A 23,069-nucleotide genomic window follows, 5' to 3' on the forward strand; every position below is an offset into this window, starting at 1 on the left:
CCCAGGAGTACTACGAACGTCGCAGCAAGGAGGGTAAGACCCGGCGCGAGATAGTCCGAAGCCTAAAGCGCCACGCGGCCCGGGAGGTCTTCCACCTGGTCAGACCTGTGCAGTCGCAACCTCCGTTATAGGGGCAGGCGTGAGACGTGAGAGGGTCTGGGGCGTGAGTGAGACACCCCCGAACACCCTGCAATACCGCTTCGACGGGCCAGAAGACGCTCCGGTCCTGATCCTGGGTCCCTCACTGGGTACCACATGGCACATGTGGGACCGGCAGATCCCCGAGCTGACGAAGCAGTGGCGGGTCTTCCGGTTCGACCTGCCGGGTCACGGCGGCGCACCCGCCCGCCCGGCCCCTTCCGTCGGCGAGCTGGCGGTCCGGCTGCTGGCCACGCTGGACGCGGTCGGCGTGCAGCGCTTCGGCTACGCGGGCTGCGCCCTCGGCGGCGCGGTCGGCATGGAACTGGCCCTGCGCCACCCCGAACGGCTCGCCTCGCTCGCGCTGGTCGCCGCCTCGCCCCGGTTCGGCACCGCCGACGAGTTCCGTCAGCGCGGGGTGATCGTCCGCACCAACGGGCTCGACCCGATCGCCCGGACCTCCCCCGACCGATGGTTCACCGGTGGCTTCGCCGCCGCCCAGCCCGCGATCACCGAGTGGGCCGTACAGATGGTGCGCACCACCGACCCGGGCTGCTACATCGCCGCCTGCGAGGCCCTGGCCGGCTTCGACGTCCGGCACGAGCTGGGCCGGGTCGGCGTGCCGACGCTGGTGCTGGTCGGCTCCGACGACCAGGTCACCGGCCCGGCCGAGGCCCGCACCCTGGTCGCCGGCATCCCGGACGCCCGGCTCGCGGTCGTCCCCGGCGCCTCCCACCTGGTCCCGGTGGAGCAGCCGGGTGCCGTCACCGACCTGCTGGTCCGGCACTTCTCCACCGCCTGGCAGCAGCCCTACGAGACCGGCCAGACCGCCCTGCCGGCCGCCCCCGCCCACCTGGCGGTCGCCGCGCCGCCGCAGGCGGTGCCCGTCGCCGAGATCGCCCCCTCCGTGCCGGCCCAGCCGCTCGGGCCACCCGACCGGTACCAGAGCGGGCTGAAGGTCCGCCGCGAGGTGCTGGGCGACGCGCACGTCGACCAGGAGCTGGCCGAGGCCGACGAGTTCTCCGGGGACTTCCAGGAGTTCATGACCCGCTACGCCTGGGGTGAGATCTGGGACCGGCCCGGCCTGGACCGCCGTACCCGGTCCTGCGTCGCGCTCACCGCGCTGACCGCCGGTGGCCACCTGGAGGACCTGGCCCTCCACGTCCGCGCCGCCCTGCGCAACGGACTGACTCCCCACGAGATCCGGGAGGTGCTGCTCCAGGCGGCCGTGTACTGCGGCGTCCCGGCGGCGAGCAAGGCGTTCCGGGTGGCGCAGCAGGTCGTGCGGGAGGAGACCACGCCCGCCGAGTGAGCGCCCGGCCGCCGTGAGCGGCAGGATGGGGAGTCATGAAGCTCACCAAGAAGTCCCACGCCTGCGTCCGCCTGGAGAGCGGAGGCCGCACGCTGGTGATCGACCCGGGCGGGTTCAGCGAGCCGGACGCGGCGGCCGGCGCCGACGCGATCCTGGTCACGCACGAGCACCCGGACCACTTCGACGAGGGCCGGCTGCGCGCCGCCCTCGAGGCCCGCCCGGGCGCGGAGCTGTGGACCGTGAAGCCGGTGGCCGACCGGCTCGCGGCGGCCTTCCCGGGCCGGGTGCACACCGTCGGCGACGGTGACGCCTTCACCGCCGCCGGCTTCGAGGTGCAGGCCCACGGCGAGCTGCACGCCGTGATCCACCCGGACATCCCGCGCGTCGCCAACGTGGGCTACCTGATCGACGGCGGCCGGGTCTTCCACCCCGGCGACGCCCTCACCGTGCCCGACCGGCCTGTGGACACCCTGCTGCTGCCGGTGATGGCTCCCTGGAACAAGATCGCCGAGGTGATCGACTACGTCCGCGAGGTCGCGCCGCACCGCGTCCTCGACGTCCACGACGCCCTGCTCACCGATCTCGCCCGGCCGATCTACGATGGCCACATCGGCAGCCTGGGCGGCGCCGACCACCGGCGGCTCGCCCCGGGGGCGTCGGCCGAACTGTGAGGCGGGCCGGCTGTCACACCCGGCGGGTAGGTTGTGAGACATGCGCATCGCCACCTGGAACGTGAACTCGATCACCGCCCGCCTGCCGCGGCTGCTCGCCTGGCTGGAGAGCAGCGGCACCGACGTGCTCTGCCTCCAGGAGGCGAAGGTCGCCGAGGAGCAGTTCCCGTACGAGCCGCTGCGCGAGCTGGGCTACGAGGCGGCCGTGCACGCCACCGGCCGGTGGAACGGCGTGGCGGTCCTCTCCCGCGTCGGCATCGAGGACGTGGTCAAGGGCCTGCCGGGCGACCCGGGCTACGACGGCGTGACGGAGCCGCGCGCCCTCGCCGCGACCTGCGGCCCGGTCCGCGTCTGGTCGGTCTACGTGCCCAACGGCCGCGAGGTGGAGCACCCGCACTACGCCTACAAGCTCCAGTGGTTCGAGGCGCTGCGGGCCGCCGTCGCCGGTGACGCCGCCGGCAGCCGCCCGTTCGCGGTGCTCGGCGACTACAACGTGGCGCCGACCGACGACGACGTCTACGACCGGGCCGCCTTCGAGGGCTCCACCCACGTGACCCCGGCCGAGCGCGCCGCCCTCGCCTCCCTGCGCGAGGCGGGCCTCGCGGACGTCGTCCCGCGGCCCCTGAAGTACGACCACCCCTACACCTACTGGGACTACCGCCAGCTCTGCTTCCCCAAGAACCGCGGCATGCGCATCGACCTGGTCTACGGCAACGCAGCCTTCGCCGGCGCGGTGAAGGACGCCTACGTCGACCGCGAGGAGCGCAAGGGCAAGGGCGCGTCCGACCACGCGCCGGTGGTGGTCGACCTGGACGTGTGATGCCACGCTTGGCCCATGAACATTCCGTTCCTGGGCCACCGGCACCACAAGAACGGCCGCGCGGCGCTTCCGGGCGACGCCGAGGCGATCGCCGCGCTGCTGTCCGAATGTGAGCTACTGCGCTCCCAGGCGGCCCAGGCCGGCGTCCGTCTCGACGACACCCCGGCCTCCCTCGAGGCGCTGGACCAGCTCGTCCCGCGCTGGCGCGACGACGCGGAGACGCTGCCCTGGCTGGGCAACGACGCGGGGCTGTACGTGGGCACGGTGGTGGTGCGCACCGTGCCCGGCGCCGCCTGGCGGATCCGGGCCGACGGCGAGCCGGTCGTGCGGCTCGCCTCCGGACGCGAGGTCGAGGTCGTGCGCCCGGGACAGGAGTGGGCCGCGAGCGGCGTTCCCGAACTGTCGCAGCTCTACGCGGAGGTCTCCGAGTCCTGACACCGCGCCGGCCCGGCCCCGAGGGGCAACTCCCCTGCCTTTCCCGGGCTTTTCCCGCAGGTCAGAGGTGATCCTCCACGCGGGGAAGCCCATCGCCCCCAACCTCGACTACGATTTGCCGTTCATCCCCGTGGTGATGGTGATCGCGCCGAGCCGCATCGGGATGGGCAAGCTGCCGGGTGGGGAACCCCCACGGCCCCGCGACCGTTGGGGGCCGGCAGTTCACACGGGCCAGGCTCGTCCGGCGGCAGCCGGAGATCACTGCTCGCGCAAGGGGACGGACAGGTACGACGGGTCGTCCGCCGGCGAGGAGAAGGTCAGCTGCGCGCCGGACGGGTTGTGCTCGATGTAGAGCGGGTCGACCGTGTCCACCACCAGCGCCAGACGGTGTCCCGCGGGCACGTCGTACGCGGTGGAGAACAGGTCCAGGTCCACGCCGAACGGCTCTCCCGGCGTCCGCCCGTGCCAGGTGAGGGGCGCGTTGGTCACCAGCTTGCCGAAACCGAGCGGGCCCACGTCGTACAGGTAGGCGATCATGGTGCCGCTCTCCGCGGTCGGGGTGAGCGTGGTGTGCAAGGTGGCCGTGCCGCGCACCCGCTGGGCCGTGCCGTACCGCTCCGACTGCCAGACGGCCGCCCAGCGGCGCGGCAGCAGCGGCACCAGGGCGACGGGCGGCAGCCGGGCCACCTGGTCGAGGATGCTGGAGAGGAAGACGATCCCGCCGTCCGCGCCCGAGTCGACACCGGCGTGGATGGTGGTGGAGCCGGGCAGTGCCGTCTTCCGGCGGGTCGCGCCGACCGACTTCCAGTCCGGGTAGCCCTCGTATCCCCCCGCGCTACGGGACTTGAGCTGGACCGGCTGCTCACGGTCGATGCCGTTGTCGACGCCCTTGAGGTAGTGGTCGAACCAGCGACCGGTGTCAGTCCACACGTCGTTGGGCAGCCCGAGAAGACCGGGCAGCTCGGCGGTCGCGTGGTCGCCGGGGCGCAGTTCGAGCCGCTTGGGCACGGTCAGCTTCTGGTAGAAGTCGGCGTACTGGTTGGCCGGGAAGACCGTGTCGCCCCAGGCGTTGGCGAGCAGGACCGCGGCGCCGTTGCGGTTGAGCCGGTCGGTGTAGGTCGCGGCGGAACGTTTCCGTCCCCAGTCGATCATCTCCTGTTCGTGGGACAGGTCGGCCGCGTAGAAACGGTCGAAGATCTGCCGGAGTTCGGGGCTCTCGCGGCCGGCGAGGGCGCCCACGCCGTCCAGCAGGGCGCCCGCCTGGACGTGCTGGGTGCGGCCCGAGTAGATGGAGCCGATCAGGTCGGCCCAGCCGCTGAGCGCGGCAACCGCCTTGATCCGGCTGTCGTGGGCGGCGGCGAGCAGGCTGATGCCGGCGCCGTAGGAGACCCCCGCCATGCCGATGTGGCGTGCGTCGGCCGGGGTGTTGGCCAGTGCCCAGTCGATCACCCGGGAGGCGTCCGCCGTGTCCGGCGGACCGGCCACTTCTATCTCACCGCCGGACTGCCAGAACCCGCGCACGTTGTAACCCAGCACCACGTAGCCCGAGTCGGCGAGCCTCCGGGCCTGGGCCAGGTACTCCACCTGCGGGAAGCCCCAGCTCGTCGGCAGCACGACGAGCGGGTAGGTCCGCGAGCCGTCGGCGCCCGCGGGCGTGACGACGTTCGCCTTCAGCACGGTGCCGCCGGCGCCGGCGATGTCCACGAACCGCACGGACGGGGCCGCCTGGGCGGCCGCGGCCGGCCCGCCGGCCGTGCCGGCGATCAGGGCCGTGGCGAGGGCGCCGACGGCCATGGCGCGCGAACCGGTGCGACCGTCTCTCATGGGGTCACTCCTCACTCGGTGGGGTGCAAAGTGACCCGACGGTAACCGTGCGCGCGCGACTTGACTACCCGTCGGTAAGTTAGTTGCGGGTAAAGGTGGTTGGAGGGCGGGCCCGCTGGGCTACGAGGCCGCCGGCGCGGCGGGCTCCGGTGCCGGCGTCCGCGCCGCCCGGGTCACGTCCGCCACCAGCTCCACCACATCCGGGCCGTACGCCTGGGAGTTGACCACCTTCAGCAGGAGCACGAAGGAACCGGAGCCGTACTTGCGGGCCAACCGCTCGTGTTCGCGGGCGAGATAGCGGGTCGCGGCCTGGTTGGTGATCGCCCGCTGCCCGCAGAACAGGAACACCGGGCGGGCCTCGCCCCGGCTGCCCGCAGTGAGCCGGGCCAGCAGCACGTACTCGCTCCTGCCGCTGTCCACGCGGTAGTCCTCGCCGCCGATGCGGAAGGCGCCCGCCTCCGGGCCCGACTCCGCCTGGGTGTTCACCCGCACGCCCGGCAGCAGCGAGGACAGGTGCGCCGCCATCCGGCGGTTGGAGACGGGCCCGCCGAGGCAGAACTCCGTGCGCTCGCCGAAGCCCTGCCGGGTCGCGTCGTGCGCCACGACCTGGGCGTGCGCGTTGCAGTCCTTGATCAGCGCGGAGAGCTCCAGCAGGGCGAACACGTCGTGCCGCATCACCGACAGCTCGGAACCGCCCGCGTTGCGGTTGACCACCAGCAGCGACTCCGAATGGTCCGGCAGCCCGAAGAAGGCCTGCTTGCGGCGGAGCCTGCGCCGCCACAGGTAGGTGCGGGCGAGCCAGCCCAGCGCTGCGCTGACGCCGGCCGCGATGACCCCGAGGACGATGTTGCGCACGTCGTCGTTCATGGCCGCGCATGCTAGCGGTCCCGCACGCCCGCTACGTACCCGTGTTCGAGGTGTGACGTTCGTGTGGCGGCTGTCCCAGGCGTACTGTCGGTACGGAGGCAATCTCGTTACGCTGCGCGGACTTGTCCCTGCGGGAGGTACGGATGGGTCGTCCTGGCACGCGGAAACTGGCGGTTCTGGTGGTCTCGGCCGCCGTGGTATCGGTGGGTGCGGCCGCGCCGCCCACCGCCAGGGCCGGCGGCACGGCCACGAAGACGCCGGTGGCCGTCGGCTACGGCGGCGCCGTCTCCAGCGTCGACGCGGACGCCTCCGCCGCCGGCATAGAAGTGCTGAAGAAGGGCGGCAACGCGGTCGACGCGGCCGTCGCCACCGCCGCCGCGCTCGGCGTCACCGAGCCCTACTCGGCCGGCATCGGCGGAGGCGGTTACTTCGTCTACTACGACGCCAGGACCCGCACCGTCCACACCATCGACGGCCGCGAGACCGCGCCGTCGTCAGCCGACTCCGGCCTGTTCACGGAGAACGGCAAACCGCTCGCCTTCGCCGACGCGGTCAGCAGCGGCCTGAGCGTCGGCACCCCCGGCACGCCCGCCACCTGGCAGACCGCGCTGGACCAGTGGGGCAGCGAGCGCCTGGGGACGGTCCTGAAGCCGGCCGAGCGCATCGCCCGCCGGGGCTTCACGGTGGACGACACCTTCCGCTCGCAGACCGCCTCCAACGAGACCCGGTTCCGCTACTTCCCGGACACCGCGAAGCTGTTCCTGCCCGACGGCAGGCTCCCGGTCGTCGGCTCCACGCTGAAGAACCCCGAACTCGCCCGCACCTACCAGGAACTGGGCCGCAAGGGCGTCGGAGCGATCTACCGCGGAGACATCGGCGACGACATCGTCAAGACGGTCGAACACCCGCCGGTGGACCCCGCCTCCGGCTGGAACGCCCGCCCGGGCAAGCTGGCCGAGAAGGACCTCGCCGTCTACCGGGCCAAGCTCCAGGCGCCCACCAGGACCTCGTACCGCGGCCTCGGCGTGTACTCCATCGCGCCCTCCTCCTCCGGCGGCACCACCGTCGGCGAGGCGCTCAACATCCTGGAGCGGACCGACCTGTCGAAGGCGAGCCGGACCCAGTACCTGCACCACTACATCGAGGCGAGCCGCATCGCCTTCGCCGACCGCGGCCGCTGGGTGGGCGACCCCGCCTTCGAGGACGTGCCCACCAGGGAACTGCTGTCGCAGCGGTTCGCCGACTCGCGGGCCTGTCTGATCAAGGACGACGCGGTGCTCACCAGCCCGCTCGCGCCGGGCGACCCGCGGCATCCGGCGGCGTGCGGCACCGGCGGCAAGGCGGCCCCGACGACCTACGAGGGCGAGAACACCACGCACCTCACGGTCGCCGACAAGTGGGGCAACGTCGTCGCCTACACCCTCACCATCGAGCAGACCGGCGGCAGCGGCATCACCGTCCCCGGCCGGGGCTTCCTGCTCAACAACGAGCTGACCGACTTCTCCTTCGCGCCGGCCGATCCGGCCGTGCACGACCCGAACCTGCCGGGGCCGGGCAAGCGGCCGCGCTCCTCGATCTCCCCGACGATCGTCCTGGACCGGAACGACCGGCCCGTCGTGGCGCTCGGTTCACCCGGTGGCGCGACCATCGTCACGACCGTGCTGCAGACCCTGACCGGCTTCCTGGACCGGGGGCTGCCGCTGGTCGACGCCATCGCCGCACCGCGCGCCAGCCAGCGCAACGCCGCGCAGACCGAGCTGGAACCGGCCCTCTACGACAGCGCGGAGCGGGCCCGGCTGGAGGCGATCGGGCACCACTTCAAGCTCAACCCCGAGATCGGCGCGGCCACCGGCGTCCAGCGGCTGCCGGACGGCAGGTGGCTGGCGGCCGCCGAGAAGGTACGGCGGGGCGGCGGCTCGGCGATGGTGGTGAACCCGGCGCCGTGACCCCGCCCCGCGCGCTGCCGTCCCGCGGCCCTGACCTACGACTCGGGTGCGGGGTGCGGCGGTTCCTCGTCCGGCCGGGCCTCACCGCCCGGCCGGCTCTCCGCCGCCGGCCCGGTGCCGGACGTGGGATCGGCGGCCTGCGGGGGACCGGACGGCGGGGGAGCGGGTGACGCGGGAGCGGGCGACGGCGCCTGCTCCGCGCGGAAGTCCAGCCGTCCGTCGGCGACGTCCACCGTGACCCGGCTGCCCTCGGTGATGGTGCCGTCGAGCAGCAGCCGCGAGAGCTGGTTGTCCACCTCGCGCTGGATCGTGCGGCGCAGCGGGCGGGCGCCGTACTCCGGCTGGTAGCCGCGCTCGGCGATCCAGTCGATGGCCCGGTCCGTGAACCGCACCGAGACGCCCTGGCCCTCCACGAGCCGGCGGGTGCGCTCCAGCAACAGGTCGGTGATCTGCCGCAGTTGCTCGCCGCTGAGCTGCCGGAAGACGACGATCTCGTCGATGCGGTTGAGGAACTCCGGCCTGAAGTGCTCCCGCAGCGGCCGCAGGATCTGCTCGCGCCGCGCCTCCTCGTCGGCGTCCGCCCCGCCGGGTCCGAAGCCGATCCCGGCGCCGCGCCGGCTGATCACGTCGGAGCCCAGGTTGCTGGTCATCACGATGACCGTGTTGGTGAAGTCCACCGTGCGGCCCTGGGAGTCGGTGAGCCTGCCGTCGTCCAGCACCTGGAGCAGGATGTTGAAGACGTCCGGGTGCGCCTTCTCCACCTCGTCCAGGAGCAGCAGCGAGTACGGGTGCCTGCGCACCACCTCGGTGAGCTGGCCGGCCTCCTCGTGGCCGACGTACCCGGGCGGGGCGCCGACCAGCCGGGAGACGGTGTGCCGCTCCTGGTACTCGCTCATGTCGAGACGGACCATGCGGTCCTCGCTGCCGAACAGCGCCTCCGCGAGCGCCCGGGCCAGCTCGGTCTTGCCGACGCCGGTCGGGCCGAGGAAGAGGAAGCTGCCGATCGGCCGGTCCGGGCTGGCCAGTCCGGCGCGCGAGCGCAGCACGGCCTCGGCGACCACCGCGACCGCCTCGTCCTGGCCGACCACCCGCTGGTGCAGGTGCTGCTCCAGGCCGAGCAGCCGCTCCTTCTCCTCCTGGGTGAGTCGGCTCACCGGGATGCCGGTCTGCCGGGACACCACCTCGGCGATCGCCTCCGCCGTGACCTCGAGCTGGCCCTCGTCGGCCTGCTCGCCCTGGCCGGAGTCCGCGATCCGCTGCTTCAGCTGGCCGATCCGGTCGCGGAGCTGCGTGGCCTGCTCGTACTGCTCGTCGGCTACCGCCTGGTCCTTGTCCCTGACGAGCTGCTCGACCTCGCGCTCCATCGTGCGCACGTCCGTGCCCTTGGTCCGGGCGCCGAGCCGTACCCGGGCGCCGGCCTGGTCGATCAGGTCGATCGCCTTGTCCGGCAGCCGGCGGTCGGTGAGGTAGCGGTCGGACAGCTCCACGGCGGCGACCAGCGCCTCGTCGGTGTAACGCACCTGGTGGTGCGCCTCGTACCGGTCGCGCAGCCCGCGCAGGATCTCGAGGGTGTCCGGGACCGTCGGCTCGGGCACCAGGATCGGCTGGAACCGCCGGGCCAGCGCCGCGTCCTTCTCGATCCGCCGGTACTCCTCGAGCGTGGTCGCGCCCACGATGTGCAGCTCGCCCCGGGCGAGCGCGGGCTTGAGGATGTTGCCCGCGTCCATCGCGCCGCCCTCGCCGCCGGAGCCGGCGCCGACGACGGTGTGCAGCTCGTCGATGAAGACGATCAACTGGTCGGAGTGGGCGCGGATCTCCTCCACGATGTTGTTCAGCCGCTCCTCGAAGTCGCCCCGGTACCGGGTGCCCGCGACGACTCCGGTCAGGTCCAGGGCGACGACCCGGCGTCCGGCCAGCATCTCCGGCACGTCGCCGTCCGCGATGCGCTGCGCCAGCCCCTCGACGACGGCCGTCTTGCCGACGCCGGCGTCGCCGATCAGCACCGGGTTGTTCTTCCCGCGCCGGGACAGCACCTCGATGGTCTGCTCGATCTCCTGGTCGCGGCCGATGACCGGGTCCACCCGGCCCTGCTGGGCCATGTCGGTCAGATCGCGGCCGTACTTGTCGAGCGTCGGGGTCGAGGTGGGCCGCTGCCGCTCCGGGCGCGGCGGCGCGGCCTCGGGGGTCTCCGGCGGCAGCCCGCCCGCCTGGAACCGGGCCGCGTTCAGGATGTGCCCGGCGGCCGAGTCCGGGTTCATGGCGAGCGCGCTCAGCACGTGCTCGGGCCCGATGTACCCGGCGCCGCTCGCGCGGGCCATGTCGTGGGCGTCCAGCAGGGCGCGCTTGACGGCCGGGGTGAGCGACAGCGAGGTCGGCGGCGGGGCGTTGCCTGGCGGGTGCTGGGCGGGCCCGGCGCGGTGGTCGATCTCCGTGGCCAGTGAGTCGGGGTCGGCGCCGGAGCGGCTGAGCAGGCTCCGGGTGGGCTCCGCGGACAGGGCGGCGCGCAGCAGGTGCTCGGTGTCCAGGTCGCGGCTGCCGTGTTCGGCGGCGTACTGGGCGGCCCCTCTCACAAGCTCGCGGGCCGGCTGGCTGAGCAGGCGGCCGATGTCGATGTGGCGGGGGGCGCCGGGTCCGCCGGGGACGCCGGGGCCGGTGCCGCCGAAGAAGCGGGCGAAGAATTCTCCGAAGGGGTCCTCCGGGCCGTTGTAGCCGCTGGTCATCGTTTCGTTTCCTTCGCAGACGACGTGCGGAGCGGCCGGGTAACCCGGGGGCGGGCCGCTCATGCCACGATGACACGAGCCGGTGCGAAGGGCATGTGCAGCAACGCCCGCGAGGCAGGGCCCGGGACCCTGCCGCGGACGGGTCGCCCGGCCGGTCAGCCGGCCTCCCGTGCGGTGAGGACCCGGGGGCCGGCGTCCGTGACGGCCACCGTGTGCTCCGCGTGCGCGGCGCGCGAGCCGTCGGAGGTGCGCAGGGTCCAGCCGTCCTCCGCCTCGTAGTACGCGTCCTTGCCGCTGCCGATCAGCATGGGCTCGATCGCCAGGACCATGCCGTGGCGCAGCGGCAGCCCCCGGCCGGGCCGGCCCTCGTTGGGGACGTCCGGGTCCTCGTGCATGCGGCGGCCCACGCCGTGGCCGCCGAAGCCCGCCGGGACGCCGTAGCCGGCCGTGCGGCAGACCCGGCCGACTGCGTGCGAGATGTCGCCGATGCGGTTGCCGACGCGGGCCGCGTCGATGCCCGCCGCCAGTGCGCGCTCGGCGGTCTCGACCAGGCGCAGGTCCGCGGGGCGCGGGCGGCCGACCACGAAGCTGATCGCCGAGTCGCCCACCCAGCCGTCCAGCTCGGCGCCGCAGTCGATGGAGACGAGGTCGCCGTCGCGCAGCCGCCGGCCGGTCGGGATGCCGTGCACGATCGCGTCGTTGACGGAGGCGCAGATCACCCCCGGGAACGGGGTCGGGGCGAAGGAGGGGCGGTAGCCGAGGAACGGCGAGGAGGCTCCCGCCTCGCGCAGCACCTCCCGGGCCACCTCGTCCAGCTCCAGCAGCGAGACCCCGACGCGGGCGGCCTGCCGTACGGCCGTCAGGGCCCGTCCCACGACCTGGCCCGCCGCGTGCATCGCGTCGATCGACGTGTCCGTCTTCAGTTCCGTCACGCCAATTACTATACCGGTATTTTAATGGGGGCGCCGGCGGGCGGCCGGTATTAGAATGGGCGCATGGTGCGTACCCCCCTCACCCCCGAAGAGCGCGAACGCGGCGAGCGGCTCGGCCAGTTGCTCCGCGAGGCGCGCGGCGGGCGGAGCATGGCCGAGGTCTCGGTGGCGGCGGGCGTCTCGGCCGAGACGCTGCGCAAGATCGAGACCGGGCGGGCCCCGACCCCGGCCTTCTTCACGGTGGCCGCGCTGGCCGGAGTGCTCGGTCTGTCCATGGACGAGCTGCTGGCCCGGTGCGCGTCGCTGAGCGTCTGACGAGCCTGCCGAACCGGCGGCCGGCGGTCCTCGGACCGCGGCGGCCCGCCCGAGGAACCCGCCCGGGCCGCCCACACACTCCCGAAAACCCCGCGTAGCGGGCCCGTAACACGGCTGGTGTTGCCTGACGGGCACAACGCCGGCGATCGAGCGGGAGCAGGGCATGGCGGTGGAGCGGCTTCCGGGCCGCGTCCGGGAGTTCGCGGACTACCTGGACGGCCTCCTCGGACGCCTGGACGGGGCCGGCGGCTGGTGCGCCGTCTTCCGGCAGCGGGACCCCGAAGGGATGCGCGCCTTCCTGCACGGCCGTGAAGTGCCGCCCTGGGACGTGCTGGAGTCGCTGCTGCAGGACCTCGCCGCGGCCCACGGCCCCGCGGTGGCCGCGGCCGAGCGGGAACGCGCCCGCGCCCTGCACATGGCGGCCGTCTCGGCGTACGACGCCCTGCCCGGCGCCCGGGACGCCCTCGGCGACCGCCTCGACGTCATGCTCCGCGAGCAGCGGTACGCCGCCGGACGCCGCTCGGAACTGACGCGCCGGCTCGCCGCCGCCACCTCACGCGAGGAGGCCGAGGCACTCCGCCTCGACCTCGCCTGGGCCCACGACGACCACGACCGTGCGACCGCCCGCCGCGCCGAGGTCGAGGCCCGGCTGTCCCGGCTGGACGCGGGCGCCAGGGGCGCCGGCGCCGGACCGTACCCGGCGGGGCGCCCGCGCCCGGAGGCCGGGCCGCCGCGGGACGAGCGGCACTCCGGCGGCATGCGGAGCCCCTGGTTCGCCGCGCCGGCGGCCGAACCGGAGGGCTGGCCCGGGACGCCGCGAGCAGAGCACGAGGTGTGGACTCCGCCGCTGCCCGGGCAAAGTCCGCGCTCCGAGGCGCCGCGGGCGGACGTCGTCCGGGCGCCCCGGCCCCGCCTCCCGGAGGCGGGCCGTGCGCCCGCCGACGGCCCCGCCGCGCCCCGCACGCCCACCCCCGTAGCTGAGCCCGCCCCGCCCCCCGCCGGAGCCCGCAGGCGCCGTCGTGGCGGTGCCCGGTTCGCGGGCGCCGCCGAGGACGGTGCCTTACCCGTCGCCGTGCCGCCGCAGGCGCCCCCCGCGGCCGTGCCCGGGGCGGCCGGCGTCCGGCGTCCGCCCCGGGGGGCCCGGTTCGCCGGCGCGGTGGCGGGCCAGGAGCCGGCGGAACGGCCCGCCGAGGCGGTGGACGCGGAGTCGGCGGCGGCCGTGACCGGGGCCGTGGAGCGGCTGGCGCGGCTGCGGGCGCAGGGGCGCTCGGGTGAGGCGCACGCGCTGCTGGCGGAGGTCGCGCACTGGCCGGCGCCCCGGCTCCCGCTGCTCGCGGACGGGCTGCGGCACGCCGGTCTCGGCGCCGACTGGGACATCCTGCTGTGGGAGGCCGCCGCACTGCCCGCCGGGCGGCTGGTCGCCGCCGCCGACGCGCTGGAGGCGGCCGGGCGGGCGGCGGACGGGCGGCGGATGCTCCGGCAGGGCGTGGCGCGGCCCGCCGCGGAGATCGGCGCGGCCGTGCTGGACCTCGCCGAGCGGGGGCGGGACCGCGAGGTGCGGGCGCTGCTGGACGCCTACGTCAGGGTCCGCGCGCCCGGGGAGGCGGCCCGCAGCGTCGCCGTCGGCCCGGACCGTCTCGTCCCCTTGCTGCTGGCTGCCGCCCGGGAGGCCTCCGAGGAGTGCCACTGGGACCTGGTGCACGCCCTGCGGGTCGCCGGGTTCACCCCGTGACGGGCCCCGTGATCACCCTAAGGAGTGTCAAACGTGATCGACTCCGCGGGTTGGTGACGATGGTCTTGGCAAGGACGTCCGGGAGGCTTACTTTCGTCCCTCTACAGGCCGTTTCTACGGGCGTAGAGGCTCGGACGTAGCCTCGAAGGAGCAGCTCATGGCCAACGTCGTACGTGCCGCACTGGTCCAGGCCGCCTGGACCGGCGACACCGAGTCCATGGTGGCGAAGCACGAGGAGCACGCGCGCGAGGCGGCCCGCCGGGGCGCGCGGGTCATCGGCTTCCAGGAGGTCTTCAACGCCCCCTACTTCTGCCAGGTGCAGGAGCCGGAGCACTACCGCTGGGCCGAACCGGTGCCGGACGGGCCGACGGTCCGCCGGATGCGGGCCCTGGCCCGCGAGACCGGCATGGTGATCGTCGTACCGGTCTTCGAGGTCGAGCAGTCCGGCTTCTACTACAACACCGCCGCCGTGATCGACGCCGACGGCTCCTACCTCGGCAAGTACCGCAAGCACCACATCCCGCAGGTCAAGGGCTTCTGGGAGAAGTACTACTTCAAACCCGGCAACCTGGGCTGGCCCGTCTTCGACACGGCCGTCGGCAAGGTCGGCGTCTACATCTGCTACGACCGGCACTTCCCCGAGGGCTGGCGGCAGCTCGGCCTCAACGGCGCGCAGCTCGTCTACAACCCGTCCGCCACCCACCGCGGGCTCTCCTCGTACCTGTGGCAGCTCGAACAGCCCGCCGCGGCCGTGGCCAACGAGTACTTCGTCGCCGCCATCAACCGGGTCGGCCAGGAGGAGTACGGCGACAACGACTTCTACGGCACGAGTTACTTCGTCGATCCGCGCGGGCAGTTCGTGGGCGATCCGGCGAGCGACAAGACCGAGGAACTCCTCGTCCGCGACCTGGACTTCGACCTCATCGAGCAGGTCCGGCAGCAGTGGGCCTTCTACCGTGACCGCCGCCCCGACGCCTACGAAGGACTGGTGCAGCCGTGAACGACCTCTACGCCCGCCACCGCGGCGTCCTGCCCGACTGGCTGGCCCTCTACTACGACGAGCCGCTGGAGATCACCCACGGCGAGGGCCGGCACGTCTGGGACTCCGCCGGCAACCGGTACCTCGACTTCTTCGGCGGCATCCTCACCACGATGACCGCGCACGCCCTGCCCGAGGTGACCAAGGCCGTCACCGAGCAGGCCGGCCGGATCATCCACTCCTCGACCCTGTACCTCAACCGGCCCATGGTCGAACTGGCCGAACGCGTCGCGCAGTTGAGCGGCATCCCGGACGCCCGGGTGTTCTTCACCACCTCCGGCACCGAGGCCAACGACACCGCCCTGCTGCTCGCCACCACCCACCGGCGCACCAACACCGTGCTGGCCATGCGCAACAGCTACCACGGCCGCTCCTTCAGCACGGTCGGCATCACCGGCAACCGCGGCTGGTCCCCGACCTCGCTCTCCCCGCTGCAGACCATGTACGTCCACGGCGGCGTCCGCGGCCGGGGCCCGTTCGCCCATCTCGACGACCGCGCGTTCATCGACGCGTGCGTGGCCGACCTGAAGGACGTCCTCGGACACACCCGGCCCCCCGCCGCGCTGATCGCCGAGCCGATCCAGGGCGTCGGCGGCTTCACCTCCCCGCCGGACGGGCTGTACGCCGCCTTCCGGGAGGTGCTGAACGCCCACGGCATCCTGTGGATCAGCGACGAGGTGCAGACCGGCTGGGGCCGCACGGGCGACCACTTCTGGGGCTGGCAGGCGCACGCCCGCAGCGGCCCGCCGGACATCGTCACCTTCGCCAAGGGCATCGGCAATGGCATGTCCATCGGCGGGGTGATCGCGCGCTCCGAGATCATGAACTGTCTGGACGCCAACAGCATCTCCACGTTCGGCGGCACCCAGATCACCATGGCCGCGGGCCTCGCCAACCTCGGCTACCTCGTCGAACACGACCTCCAGGGCAACGCCCGCCGGGTCGGCGGCATGCTCCTCGAACGGCTGCGGGCGATCGGCGCGCAGTTGCCCGGGGTCCGGGAGGTGCGCGGGCGCGGACTGATGATCGGCGTGGAGCTGGTGCGGCCCGGCACCGACGAGGCCGACCCCCGGGCGGCCGCCGCCGTCCTGGAGGCGGCCCGCGAGGGCGGCCTGCTCATCGGCAAGGGCGGCGGCCACAGCACCAGCGCCCTGCGCATCGCCCCGCCGCTGTCCCTGACCGTGGCGGAGGCGGAGGAGGGCGCGGCGATCCTGGAACGCGCGCTGAGGAGCACGTACTAGAGAGCGGGTCGACGGCGATGACCACCACCTCCCACTCCCGGCACCCTAGCTGGCAGCCGCTGGAACCCGTCCTCTCCGTCCGGCAGGTGCTCACCCTGGAGCGGGTGCTCGCGGGGGAGCCCGAGGTGGTGGCCGGAGCCGGGCAGCTCGACCGGCCGGTGCGCTGGGTGCACGTGGCCGAGGCCGCCGACGTCGGGGTGATGCTCACCGGCGGCGAGATGGTGCTCACCACCGGGGTGCTGCTGGCCGGTGACGAGGCCAAGCAGGCCGAGTACGTACAGTCCCTGCACCGGGCGGAGGCCGCGGCCGTCGTCCTCGGACTCGGCCGGGCCTTTCCCGCGCCGCCCGAGGTGATGCGCCGGGCCGCCGAGCGGTGCGGGCTGCCCATGGTCGTGCTGCACCGGCCGTTCCCGTTCGCCGAGCTGACCGAGGAGGTCCAGTCGCGGCTGGTGCGGCGCAAGTTCGCGGCCGTCAGCCTGTCGGAGGCCGTTCGCACCGCGCTCACCGGGCTGATCACCGCGGGCGCTCCGCTGCAGCGCCTGCTCGACGAGGCCGCCCAGCACAGCGGCTGCCCCGTCGTCGTCACCAACCTCGCCCACCGGGTCCTCGCCACCGCGGGGGAGCGGCCGGCGGTGGACGACGTGCTGCGCGACTGGGAGCGGATCGCCCGCCAGGCATGGGGGCACCACCCAGGCCCTTCGGGCACTGGGGGAGGCAGCGAGGGCGACGGCTGGGTCCGCGCCGAGCTCGGCGGGCGCGGCGAGCGGTGGGGCCGGCTGCTGCTGTGCGGATACCGGGGCGACACGGCCACCGGCCGGCTGCTCGCCGACCGGACCGCCGAGGCGCTGGTGCTGCACCGCATGCTCGGCGGCGGCTCCGCCCGCACCTGGGAGGAACAGTCGGCGCAGAGCCTGCTCACCGACCTCGTCTCCGGGGTGGTGCCCGCCCGGCAACTGCTGTCCCGGGCCCGGGCGGCCGGGCTGCCGGTCAACCGGCGCACCTTCGTCCCCCTCGTCGTGCCCGGCGGTGAGCCGGTCCGGCTCGACCGGATGCTGCGGCTGCTCGGCCTGTCCGGGCTGGTCGCCGAACTGGCCGACGGCGCCACCGCCGTGCTGCTCAGCCTCGCTCGCGACCAGCACGCCGAGGCGCTGACCGCGCACTTCGCCGCACGACTGCGGACGGAGAGCGGAGCGCCGAACACCGTGGTCGCCGCCGCCGATCCGCGCACCGTCTGGGAGGACGTGCCCGCCGGGCTGCGGGAGGCCCGGCACGTCGCCGACGCCGTCGCCGACTCCTCCGCCGTGCTCGGCCTGCCGGCCGTCGTCCGGCTGCGGGACGTCCATCTGCGCGGACTGGTACGGCTGTTGCGGGACGACCCGCATGTGCAGTCCTTCGCCGAGCGGGAGCTCGACGGGCTGCTGTGCGCGGCCGACCAGGAACTGCTGAACGTGCTGCGGACGTATCTGGCGACGGGCCGCAACAAGTCCCGCACCGCCCAGCTCCACCACGTCTCCCGGCCCGCCCTCTACCGCCGGCTGGAGGCCATACAGGCACGGCTGGGCGTCGACCTCGACGACTTCGAACAGGCGGCCTCCGTGCACATCGCGCTCCTCGCGCATGACGCGCAACAGGGGTGAAACATGCGACGACCTGGGAAAACGGCGGTGAAACATGAGCCGGGGAACACGTGACACGGTGGCACGCCGACCGCCCGCGGACGTGACACGCTGCAACTCAAACGGGCCCACCGGGCTTCCTAGTCTCGCCGTACACCGAGCGACCGGAGGTCCCGATGAGCCGAGTGATCCGTGCCGCCCTCTTCCAGACCGCCTGGACCGGCGACAAGGAGTCGATGATCCAGGTCCACGAGCAGGCGGTCCGCGACGCGGCCGCGCAGGGCGCCCAAGTCCTCTGCTTCCAGGAGCTGTTCTACGGCCCCTACTTCTGCCAGGTGCAGGACAAGGCCTTCTACGAGTACGCCGAGCGGATCCCCGACGGCCCCACCGTCCGGCGCTTCCAGACGCTGGCACGGGAGCTGGGCATCGTCCTCGTCCTGCCCATGTACGAGGAGGAGCAGCCGGGCGTCCTGTACAACACCGCCGCCGTGATCGACGCGGACGGCTCCTACCTCGGCAAGTACCGCAAGACCCACATCCCCCAGGTGCAGGGGTTCTGGGAGAAGTTCTACTTCCGGCCGGGCAACAGCGGCTGGCCCGTCTTCGACACCGCCGTCGGCAAGATCGGCGTCTACATCTGCTACGACCGCCACTTCCCCGAGGGCTGGCGGGCGCTGGGCCTCGCGGGCGCCGAGATCGTCTTCAACCCCTCGGCCACCTCGCGCGGCCTCTCCCGCTACCTGTGGCAGCTCGAGCAGCCGGCGGCGGCCGTCGCCAACGAGTACTTCGTCGGCGCGATCAACCGGGTCGGCGTGGAGGACCTGGGCGACAACGACTTCTACGGCACCACCTACTTCGTGGACCCCGAGGCCCAGTTCGTCGGCGAGGTGGCGAGCGACAAGGAGCCCGAACTCGTCGTCCGCGACCTGGACCTGGCCAAGCTCCGCGAGGTCCGCGACCGCTGGCAGTTCTACCGCGACCGGACGCCCGGCGCCTACACGCCGCTGACCGCGCCCTGACCGCAGCGCCCACCCTGGGAGGAGAGGGACCATGAGCAGCCGTACCGTCATCCGCGGTGGTCTCGTCATCACCGCGTCCGACGAGATCCACGCCGACGTCCTGATCGAGGACGGCCGCATCGCCGCCCTCGCCGCCTCGGGCACCCCCGCCGCCGCGGCGTTCGGCTACGAGCGAAGCGAGACGGGGGCACCCCCGCCCGAAGGGTGGGGGAGGGTCATCGACGCCACCGGGAAGTACGTCATCCCGGGCGGCGTCGACGGACACACCCACATGGAGATGCCGTTCGGCGGCACCACCGCCGCCGACACCTTCGAGACCGGCACCCGCGCCGCCGCCTGGGGCGGCACCACCACCATCGTCGACTTCGCGATCCAGAGCGTCGGCGGCACCCTGCGCGAGGGCCTGGACGCCTGGCACGCCAAGGCCGAGGGCAACTGCGCCGTCGACTACGCCTTCCACATGATCGTCTCCGACGTGAACCAGGAGACGCTGAAGGAGATGGACCTGCTGGTCGAGGAGGGCGTGACCAGCTTCAAGCAGTTCATGGCGTACCCCGGGGTGTTCTACTCCGACGACGGCCAGATCCTGCGGGCCATGCAGCGCGCCGCCGACAACGGCGGCCTGATCATGATGCACGCCGAGAACGGCATCGCCATCGACGTCCTGGTCGAGCAGGCGCTGGCCCGGGGCGAGACCGACCCCCGCTACCACGGGGAGGTCCGCAAGGCGCTGCTGGAGGCCGAGGCCACCCACCGCGCCATCCGGCTCGCCCAGGTCGCCGGGGCCCCGCTGTACGTCGTGCACGTCTCGGCGCAGGAGGCCGTCGCAGAACTCGCCAGGGCACGGGACGCGGGACTGAACGTCTTCGGCGAGACCTGCCCGCAGTACCTGTTCCTGTCCACCGACAACCTCGCCGAACCGGACTTCGAGGGCGCCAAGTACGTCTGCTCCACCCCGCTGCGCCCCAGGGAGCACCAGGCGGCCCTGTGGCGCGGCCTGCGCACCAACGACCTGCAGGTCGTCTCCACCGACCACTGCCCCTTCTGCTTCACCGGCCAGAAGGAGCTGGGCCGGGGCGACTTCTCGAAGATCCCCAACGGGCTGCCGGGCGTGGAGAACCGCATGGACCTGCTGCACCAGGCCGTCGTCGACGGGCACATCTCCCGGCGCCGCTGGATCGAGATCGCCTGCGCCACCCCGGCCCGCATGTTCGGCCTCTACCCCAAGAAGGGCACCATCGCCCCGGGCGCCGACGCCGACGTCGTCGTCTACGACCCGCACGCCGAGCAGGTCATGTCAGCCGCGACGCACCACATGAACGTCGACTACTCGGCCTACGAGGGCAGGCGCACGACCGGCCGCGTCGAGACCGTGCTCTCGCGGGGCGAAGTCGTCATCGACCAGCGGGAGTACACCGGGCGCGCCGGCCACGGCGCCTTCACTCCGCGCACCACCTGTCAGTACCTCAACTAGGAGCGGCGCCCATGGACTTCGGACTCGTCCTGCAGACCGACCCGCCGGCCTCCCGCGTCGTCAGCCTGATGAAGCGGGCCGAGCGCAACGGCTTCACCCACGGCTGGACCTTCGACTCCGCCGTGCTCTGGCAGGAGCCGTTCGTGATCTACAGCCAGATCCTCGCGAACACCACCAGGCTGCGGGTCGGCCCCATGGTCACCAACCCGGGCACCCGCACCTGGGAGGTCACCGCCTCCACCTTCGCCACGCTCAACGACATGTTCGGCAACCGCACGGTGTGCGGGATCGGCCGCGGCGACTCCGCGATGCGCGTCGCCGGCCGCAAGCCCAACACCCTGGCCCGGATCAGCGAGGCCATGAAGGTCATCCGCGCCCTCGGCCGGGGCGAGGAGGCCGACCTCGGCGGCACGAAGATCCGCTTCCCGTGGGTCGCCCCCGGCGCCGAACTGCCGGTGTGGATGGCCGCGTACGGCCCCAAGGCGCTGAAGATGACCGGTGAGGAGGCCGACGGCTTCATCCTCCAGCTCGCCGACCTCTACCTCACCGAGTACATGGTGAAGGCCGTCAAGGACGCGGCCGTCGCCGCCGGCCGCGACCCGTCCGAGGTCACCGTCTGCGTGGCCGCCCCCGCCTACGTCACCGACGACGAATCGCCCGGGGCGCTCGCCCACGCCCGCGAGCAGTGCCGCTGGTTCGGCGGCATGGTCGGCAACCACGTAGCCGACCTGGTGGCCAAGTACGGCGAGCACTCCGCCCAGGTCCCCGACGAACTCACGGAGTACATCAAGGCCCGCCAGGGCTACGACTACGCCCACCACGGGCGCAGCGGCAACCCCGACACCCAGTTCGTGCCCGACGAGATCGTCGACCGGTTCTGCCTGATCGGGCCGGCCGAGAAGCACGTCGAGAAGCTGAACGCCCTGCGCGAGCTGGGCGTCGACCAGTTCGCCGTGTACGACATGCACGACGCCCAGGAAGCCGTCATCGACGCCTACGGCTCCCGGGTGATCCCGGCGGTCAACGCCTGACCGTCACCTCCCCGTTGGTCTCCCCCTTCCCGCGCTCCCGCCCCGGGAAGGGGGCACAGGGCGCCCGCCCGCGCACCCCCCATGCGCCGCCCGCACGGCCTCTCCCGACCCACCTCACCCCGATTGGCCCGCCCATGACCGACACCGCCCCCTCCGCCATACCCCTGTCCGGCCAGGTGACCCAGCCCGACGGGCGGGTGGAACTCGCCCCCGGCACCCGGCCGCCCGCCGGCCGGTACGCCAACGAGGACCTGCTCCCCGTGCCGGTGACCCGGCGCACCTGGACGACGTACAACTTCTCCGCGCTGTGGGTCGGCATGGCCCACAACACGGCCTCCTGGACCCTGGCCTCCGGGCTGATCGCGGTGGGCATGGACTGGAAGCAGGCCGTGTTCACCATCGCCCTCGCCAATCTGGTCGTGCTGGTGCCGATGCTGCTCACCGGGCACGCCGGGCCCAAGTACGGCATCCCGTTCCCGGTCTTCGCCCGCGCCTCCTTCGGCGTGCGCGGCGCCAACCTGCCCGCCGTCGTACGGGCGCTGGTGGCGTGCGGCTGGTTCGGCATCCAGACCTGGATCGGCGGCGAGGCGATCTACTTCCTCGCCGGCAAGCTCATCGGCGACGACTGGGCGAACGCCTCGCGCATCGGCGGCCACGCCTGGACTATGTGGCTGTCGTTCGCGGTCTTCTGGGTGATCCAGGTCGCCATCATCCACCGCGGCATGGAGACCATCCGCCGCTTCGAGAACTGGGCCGCGCCCTTCGTCCTCGTCGGCGCGTTCGTGATGCTGTGGTGGATGAGCAGCAAGGCCGGGGGCGTGGGGCCGCTGTTCGACCAGCCGTCCAAGCTGGGCTGGGACGGCGACTTCTGGAAGCTGTTCTGGCCCTCCCTGATGGGCATGATCGGCTTCTGGTCGACCCTGTCGCTCAACATCCCCGACTTCACCCGCTACGGCCGCAGCCAGCGGGCCCAGACCTGGGGGCAGGCCCTGGGGCTGCCGACCACGATGACCCTGTTCGCCTTCCTGTCCGTGCTGGTCACCTCCGGGTCCCAGGCGGTCTACGGCGAGCCCGTCTGGGACCCGGTCCAGCTGGCCGCCAAGACGGACAACGTGGTGGGCCTGCTCTACGCCCTGGTCACCGTGCTGGTGGCCACCCTGTCCGTGAACATCGCGGCCAACCTGGTCTCCCCGGCGTTCGACTTCTCCAACGTGGCCCCGCGCAAGGTGAGTTTCCGCACCGGCGCGCTGATCACCGCGGTCCTGGCCGTGCTGATCTTCCCGTGGAAGCTGTACTCGGACCCGCAGGGCTACATCTTCACCTGGCTCGGCCTGGTCGGCGGCCTGCTCGGCACGGTCGCGGGCATCCTCGTCGCGGACTACTGGATCGTGCGCCGCACCCGGCTGGTCCTCGCCGACCTGTACCGCGCGGGCGGCCGGTACTGGTATGCGGGCGGCTGGAACTGGCGGGCGGTGGCCGCGTTCCTGGCCGGCGGCGTACTGGCGGTCGGCGGCGCCGACTTCCACCCGCTGATCGACGGCCGGCCGATCCCCGCCCTGTCCTCCCTCGCCGACTACGGCTGGGCGGTGGGCCTCGGCACCTCCCTGGTGCTGTACCTGGCGCTGACCTGGCTCACCGGGCGGAAGGAGGACCGGGCGCGGCCGGCCGCCTGAGACCGGCCCGCCCCGGCGGCCGGCGCCGCCGGGGCGGACCGCGCCCTCCGCCCCGCGACGTCGCCCGGCCGGCGTCCCGTCGGGACACGCCGGTTGTGAGGAGACGAGCGTCGCTGTGGTCCGCCGTCTGCCCCGCGCCGGCCTCCTGCCGTGCCGGGATGGCGACCGCCGGACCGGAGACCGGGCGGAGCGGGCACGTGCCCGCGGACCGGCGCCGGGCCGCGCCCGACCTCACGGGCGACAGCCTGGACGGCAGGCATCCGG

At 73.2% G+C, this 23,069-nt stretch carries 18 protein-coding genes and 1 pseudogene; 15 read left to right on the top strand and 4 right to left on the bottom strand.

Annotated features, from left to right (window positions below):
* Positions 1–163: 163 nt before the first annotated feature.
* The 5 genes and pseudogenes from ACFQ9Z_RS30460 to ACFQ9Z_RS30480 all read left to right on the top strand — a co-directional run.
* Complete coding sequence (locus tag ACFQ9Z_RS30460) at positions 164–1,450, top strand: alpha/beta fold hydrolase (RefSeq protein ID WP_383026156.1); 1,287 nt, start codon at positions 164–166, stop codon at positions 1,448–1,450.
* A 35-nt stretch (positions 1,451–1,485) separates the two neighbouring features.
* Positions 1,486–2,121, top strand: a complete 636-nt coding sequence (locus ACFQ9Z_RS30465; RefSeq protein ID WP_383026159.1) for an MBL fold metallo-hydrolase — start codon at positions 1,486–1,488, stop codon at positions 2,119–2,121.
* A 40-nt stretch (positions 2,122–2,161) separates the two neighbouring features.
* The gene (locus tag ACFQ9Z_RS30470) at positions 2,162–2,941 is read left to right on the top strand and encodes an exodeoxyribonuclease III (RefSeq protein ID WP_383026164.1); all 780 of its coding nucleotides are present in this window, start codon (positions 2,162–2,164) and stop codon (positions 2,939–2,941) included.
* A 15-nt stretch (positions 2,942–2,956) separates the two neighbouring features.
* A complete protein-coding gene (locus ACFQ9Z_RS30475) occupies positions 2,957–3,376 on the top strand; it encodes a DUF6278 family protein (protein WP_383026167.1) in 420 nt (139 codons plus the stop codon).
* Between the two features lie 64 nt (positions 3,377–3,440).
* Positions 3,441–3,542: pseudogene (locus ACFQ9Z_RS30480) on the top strand (amino acid ABC transporter permease); the annotation flags it as partial.
* 92 nt (positions 3,543–3,634) lie between these two features.
* On the opposite strand, the gene ACFQ9Z_RS30485 reads toward ACFQ9Z_RS30480, so the two are convergent.
* Both ACFQ9Z_RS30485 and ACFQ9Z_RS30490 read right to left on the bottom strand, forming a co-directional pair.
* Positions 3,635–5,200 carry an alpha/beta fold hydrolase gene (locus ACFQ9Z_RS30485; RefSeq protein ID WP_383026171.1) on the bottom strand — a complete coding sequence of 522 codons (1,566 nt, stop codon included), beginning with the start codon at positions 5,198–5,200 and terminating at the stop codon, positions 3,635–3,637.
* A 120-nt stretch (positions 5,201–5,320) separates the two neighbouring features.
* Entirely contained in the window at positions 5,321–6,067 is a 747-nt protein-coding gene (locus tag ACFQ9Z_RS30490) for a hypothetical protein (protein ID WP_383026174.1), read from the bottom strand.
* 143 nt (positions 6,068–6,210) lie between these two features.
* Here ACFQ9Z_RS30490 and ggt point away from each other — a divergent pair, with 143 nt between their 5' ends.
* A complete protein-coding gene (gene ggt / locus ACFQ9Z_RS30495) occupies positions 6,211–8,013 on the top strand; it encodes a gamma-glutamyltransferase (RefSeq protein WP_383026177.1) in 1,803 nt (600 codons plus the stop codon).
* 35 nt (positions 8,014–8,048) lie between these two features.
* On the opposite strand, the gene ACFQ9Z_RS30500 is transcribed toward ggt, so the two are convergent.
* Positions 8,049–10,733 (bottom strand): ATP-dependent Clp protease ATP-binding subunit, encoded by a 2,685-nt coding sequence (locus tag ACFQ9Z_RS30500; protein ID WP_383026181.1) that lies wholly within the window; start codon positions 10,731–10,733, stop codon positions 8,049–8,051.
* A gap of 155 nt (positions 10,734–10,888) precedes the next feature.
* A complete protein-coding gene (map, locus tag ACFQ9Z_RS30505; protein ID WP_383026184.1) occupies positions 10,889–11,665 on the bottom strand; it encodes a type I methionyl aminopeptidase in 777 nt (258 codons plus the stop codon).
* 63 nt (positions 11,666–11,728) lie between these two features.
* On the opposite strand from map, the gene ACFQ9Z_RS30510 reads away from it, so the two are divergent.
* The 9 genes from ACFQ9Z_RS30510 to ACFQ9Z_RS30550 all read left to right on the top strand — a co-directional run bounded on the left by ACFQ9Z_RS30510 (position 11,729) and on the right by ACFQ9Z_RS30550 (position 22,805).
* The gene (locus ACFQ9Z_RS30510) at positions 11,729–11,980 is read left to right on the top strand and encodes a helix-turn-helix domain-containing protein (RefSeq protein WP_383026190.1); all 252 of its coding nucleotides are present in this window, start codon (positions 11,729–11,731) and stop codon (positions 11,978–11,980) included.
* A 163-nt stretch (positions 11,981–12,143) separates the two neighbouring features.
* Positions 12,144–13,712, top strand: a complete 1,569-nt coding sequence (locus ACFQ9Z_RS30515; protein ID WP_383026193.1) for a hypothetical protein — start codon at positions 12,144–12,146, stop codon at positions 13,710–13,712.
* Positions 13,713–13,869: 157 nt separating this feature from the next.
* Positions 13,870–14,712: a nitrilase-related carbon-nitrogen hydrolase gene (locus tag ACFQ9Z_RS30520; protein WP_143630500.1), complete on the top strand. Its 843-nt coding sequence runs from the start codon at positions 13,870–13,872 to the stop codon at positions 14,710–14,712.
* The gene (locus ACFQ9Z_RS30525) at positions 14,709–15,992 is read left to right on the top strand and encodes an aspartate aminotransferase family protein (RefSeq protein WP_383026197.1); all 1,284 of its coding nucleotides are present in this window, start codon (positions 14,709–14,711) and stop codon (positions 15,990–15,992) included. The genes ACFQ9Z_RS30520 and ACFQ9Z_RS30525 overlap by 4 nt, the downstream gene beginning before the upstream one ends.
* Positions 15,993–16,009: 17 nt before the next feature.
* A complete protein-coding gene (locus ACFQ9Z_RS30530; protein WP_383026200.1) occupies positions 16,010–17,629 on the top strand; it encodes a PucR family transcriptional regulator in 1,620 nt (539 codons plus the stop codon).
* Between the two features lie 155 nt (positions 17,630–17,784).
* Entirely contained in the window at positions 17,785–18,627 is an 843-nt protein-coding gene (locus ACFQ9Z_RS30535; RefSeq protein WP_383026205.1) for a nitrilase-related carbon-nitrogen hydrolase, read from the top strand.
* A 31-nt stretch (positions 18,628–18,658) separates the two neighbouring features.
* Positions 18,659–20,101, top strand: coding sequence for a dihydropyrimidinase (gene hydA, locus ACFQ9Z_RS30540; protein ID WP_383026210.1), 1,443 nt, complete (start codon positions 18,659–18,661; stop codon positions 20,099–20,101).
* Between the two features lie 11 nt (positions 20,102–20,112).
* Positions 20,113–21,132 carry a TIGR03842 family LLM class F420-dependent oxidoreductase gene (locus ACFQ9Z_RS30545; RefSeq protein ID WP_383026213.1) on the top strand — a complete coding sequence of 340 codons (1,020 nt, stop codon included), beginning with the start codon at positions 20,113–20,115 and terminating at the stop codon, positions 21,130–21,132.
* Between the two features lie 134 nt (positions 21,133–21,266).
* On the top strand, positions 21,267–22,805 hold the full coding sequence (locus ACFQ9Z_RS30550) for an NCS1 family nucleobase:cation symporter-1 (RefSeq protein ID WP_383026217.1): 1,539 nt from the start codon (positions 21,267–21,269) through the stop codon (positions 22,803–22,805).
* Positions 22,806–23,069 lie beyond the last annotated feature (264 nt).

This window comes from Streptomyces sp. NPDC056580 (assembly GCF_042793175.1).
GTDB lineage: Bacteria > Actinomycetota > Actinomycetes > Streptomycetales > Streptomycetaceae > Streptomyces.

Coding starts and splice junctions, on each gene's coding strand:
- ACFQ9Z_RS30465 (WP_383026159.1), top strand. CDS start 1,486: ATGAAGCTCACCAAGAAGTCCCACGCCTGCGTCCGCCTGGAGAGCGGA.
- ACFQ9Z_RS30470 (WP_383026164.1), top strand. CDS start 2,162: ATGCGCATCGCCACCTGGAACGTGAACTCGATCACCGCCCGCCTGCCG.
- ACFQ9Z_RS30475 (WP_383026167.1), top strand. CDS start 2,957: ATGAACATTCCGTTCCTGGGCCACCGGCACCACAAGAACGGCCGCGCG.
- ACFQ9Z_RS30485 (WP_383026171.1), bottom strand. CDS start 5,200: ATGAGAGACGGTCGCACCGGTTCGCGCGCCATGGCCGTCGGCGCCCTC.
- ACFQ9Z_RS30490 (WP_383026174.1), bottom strand. CDS start 6,067: ATGAACGACGACGTGCGCAACATCGTCCTCGGGGTCATCGCGGCCGGC.
- ggt (WP_383026177.1), top strand. CDS start 6,211: ATGGGTCGTCCTGGCACGCGGAAACTGGCGGTTCTGGTGGTCTCGGCC.
- ACFQ9Z_RS30500 (WP_383026181.1), bottom strand. CDS start 10,733: ATGACCAGCGGCTACAACGGCCCGGAGGACCCCTTCGGAGAATTCTTC.
- ACFQ9Z_RS30510 (WP_383026190.1), top strand. CDS start 11,729: ATGGTGCGTACCCCCCTCACCCCCGAAGAGCGCGAACGCGGCGAGCGG.
- ACFQ9Z_RS30515 (WP_383026193.1), top strand. CDS start 12,144: ATGGCGGTGGAGCGGCTTCCGGGCCGCGTCCGGGAGTTCGCGGACTAC.
- ACFQ9Z_RS30520 (WP_143630500.1), top strand. CDS start 13,870: ATGGCCAACGTCGTACGTGCCGCACTGGTCCAGGCCGCCTGGACCGGC.
- ACFQ9Z_RS30530 (WP_383026200.1), top strand. CDS start 16,010: ATGACCACCACCTCCCACTCCCGGCACCCTAGCTGGCAGCCGCTGGAA.
- ACFQ9Z_RS30535 (WP_383026205.1), top strand. CDS start 17,785: ATGAGCCGAGTGATCCGTGCCGCCCTCTTCCAGACCGCCTGGACCGGC.
- hydA (WP_383026210.1), top strand. CDS start 18,659: ATGAGCAGCCGTACCGTCATCCGCGGTGGTCTCGTCATCACCGCGTCC.
- ACFQ9Z_RS30545 (WP_383026213.1), top strand. CDS start 20,113: ATGGACTTCGGACTCGTCCTGCAGACCGACCCGCCGGCCTCCCGCGTC.
- ACFQ9Z_RS30550 (WP_383026217.1), top strand. CDS start 21,267: ATGACCGACACCGCCCCCTCCGCCATACCCCTGTCCGGCCAGGTGACC.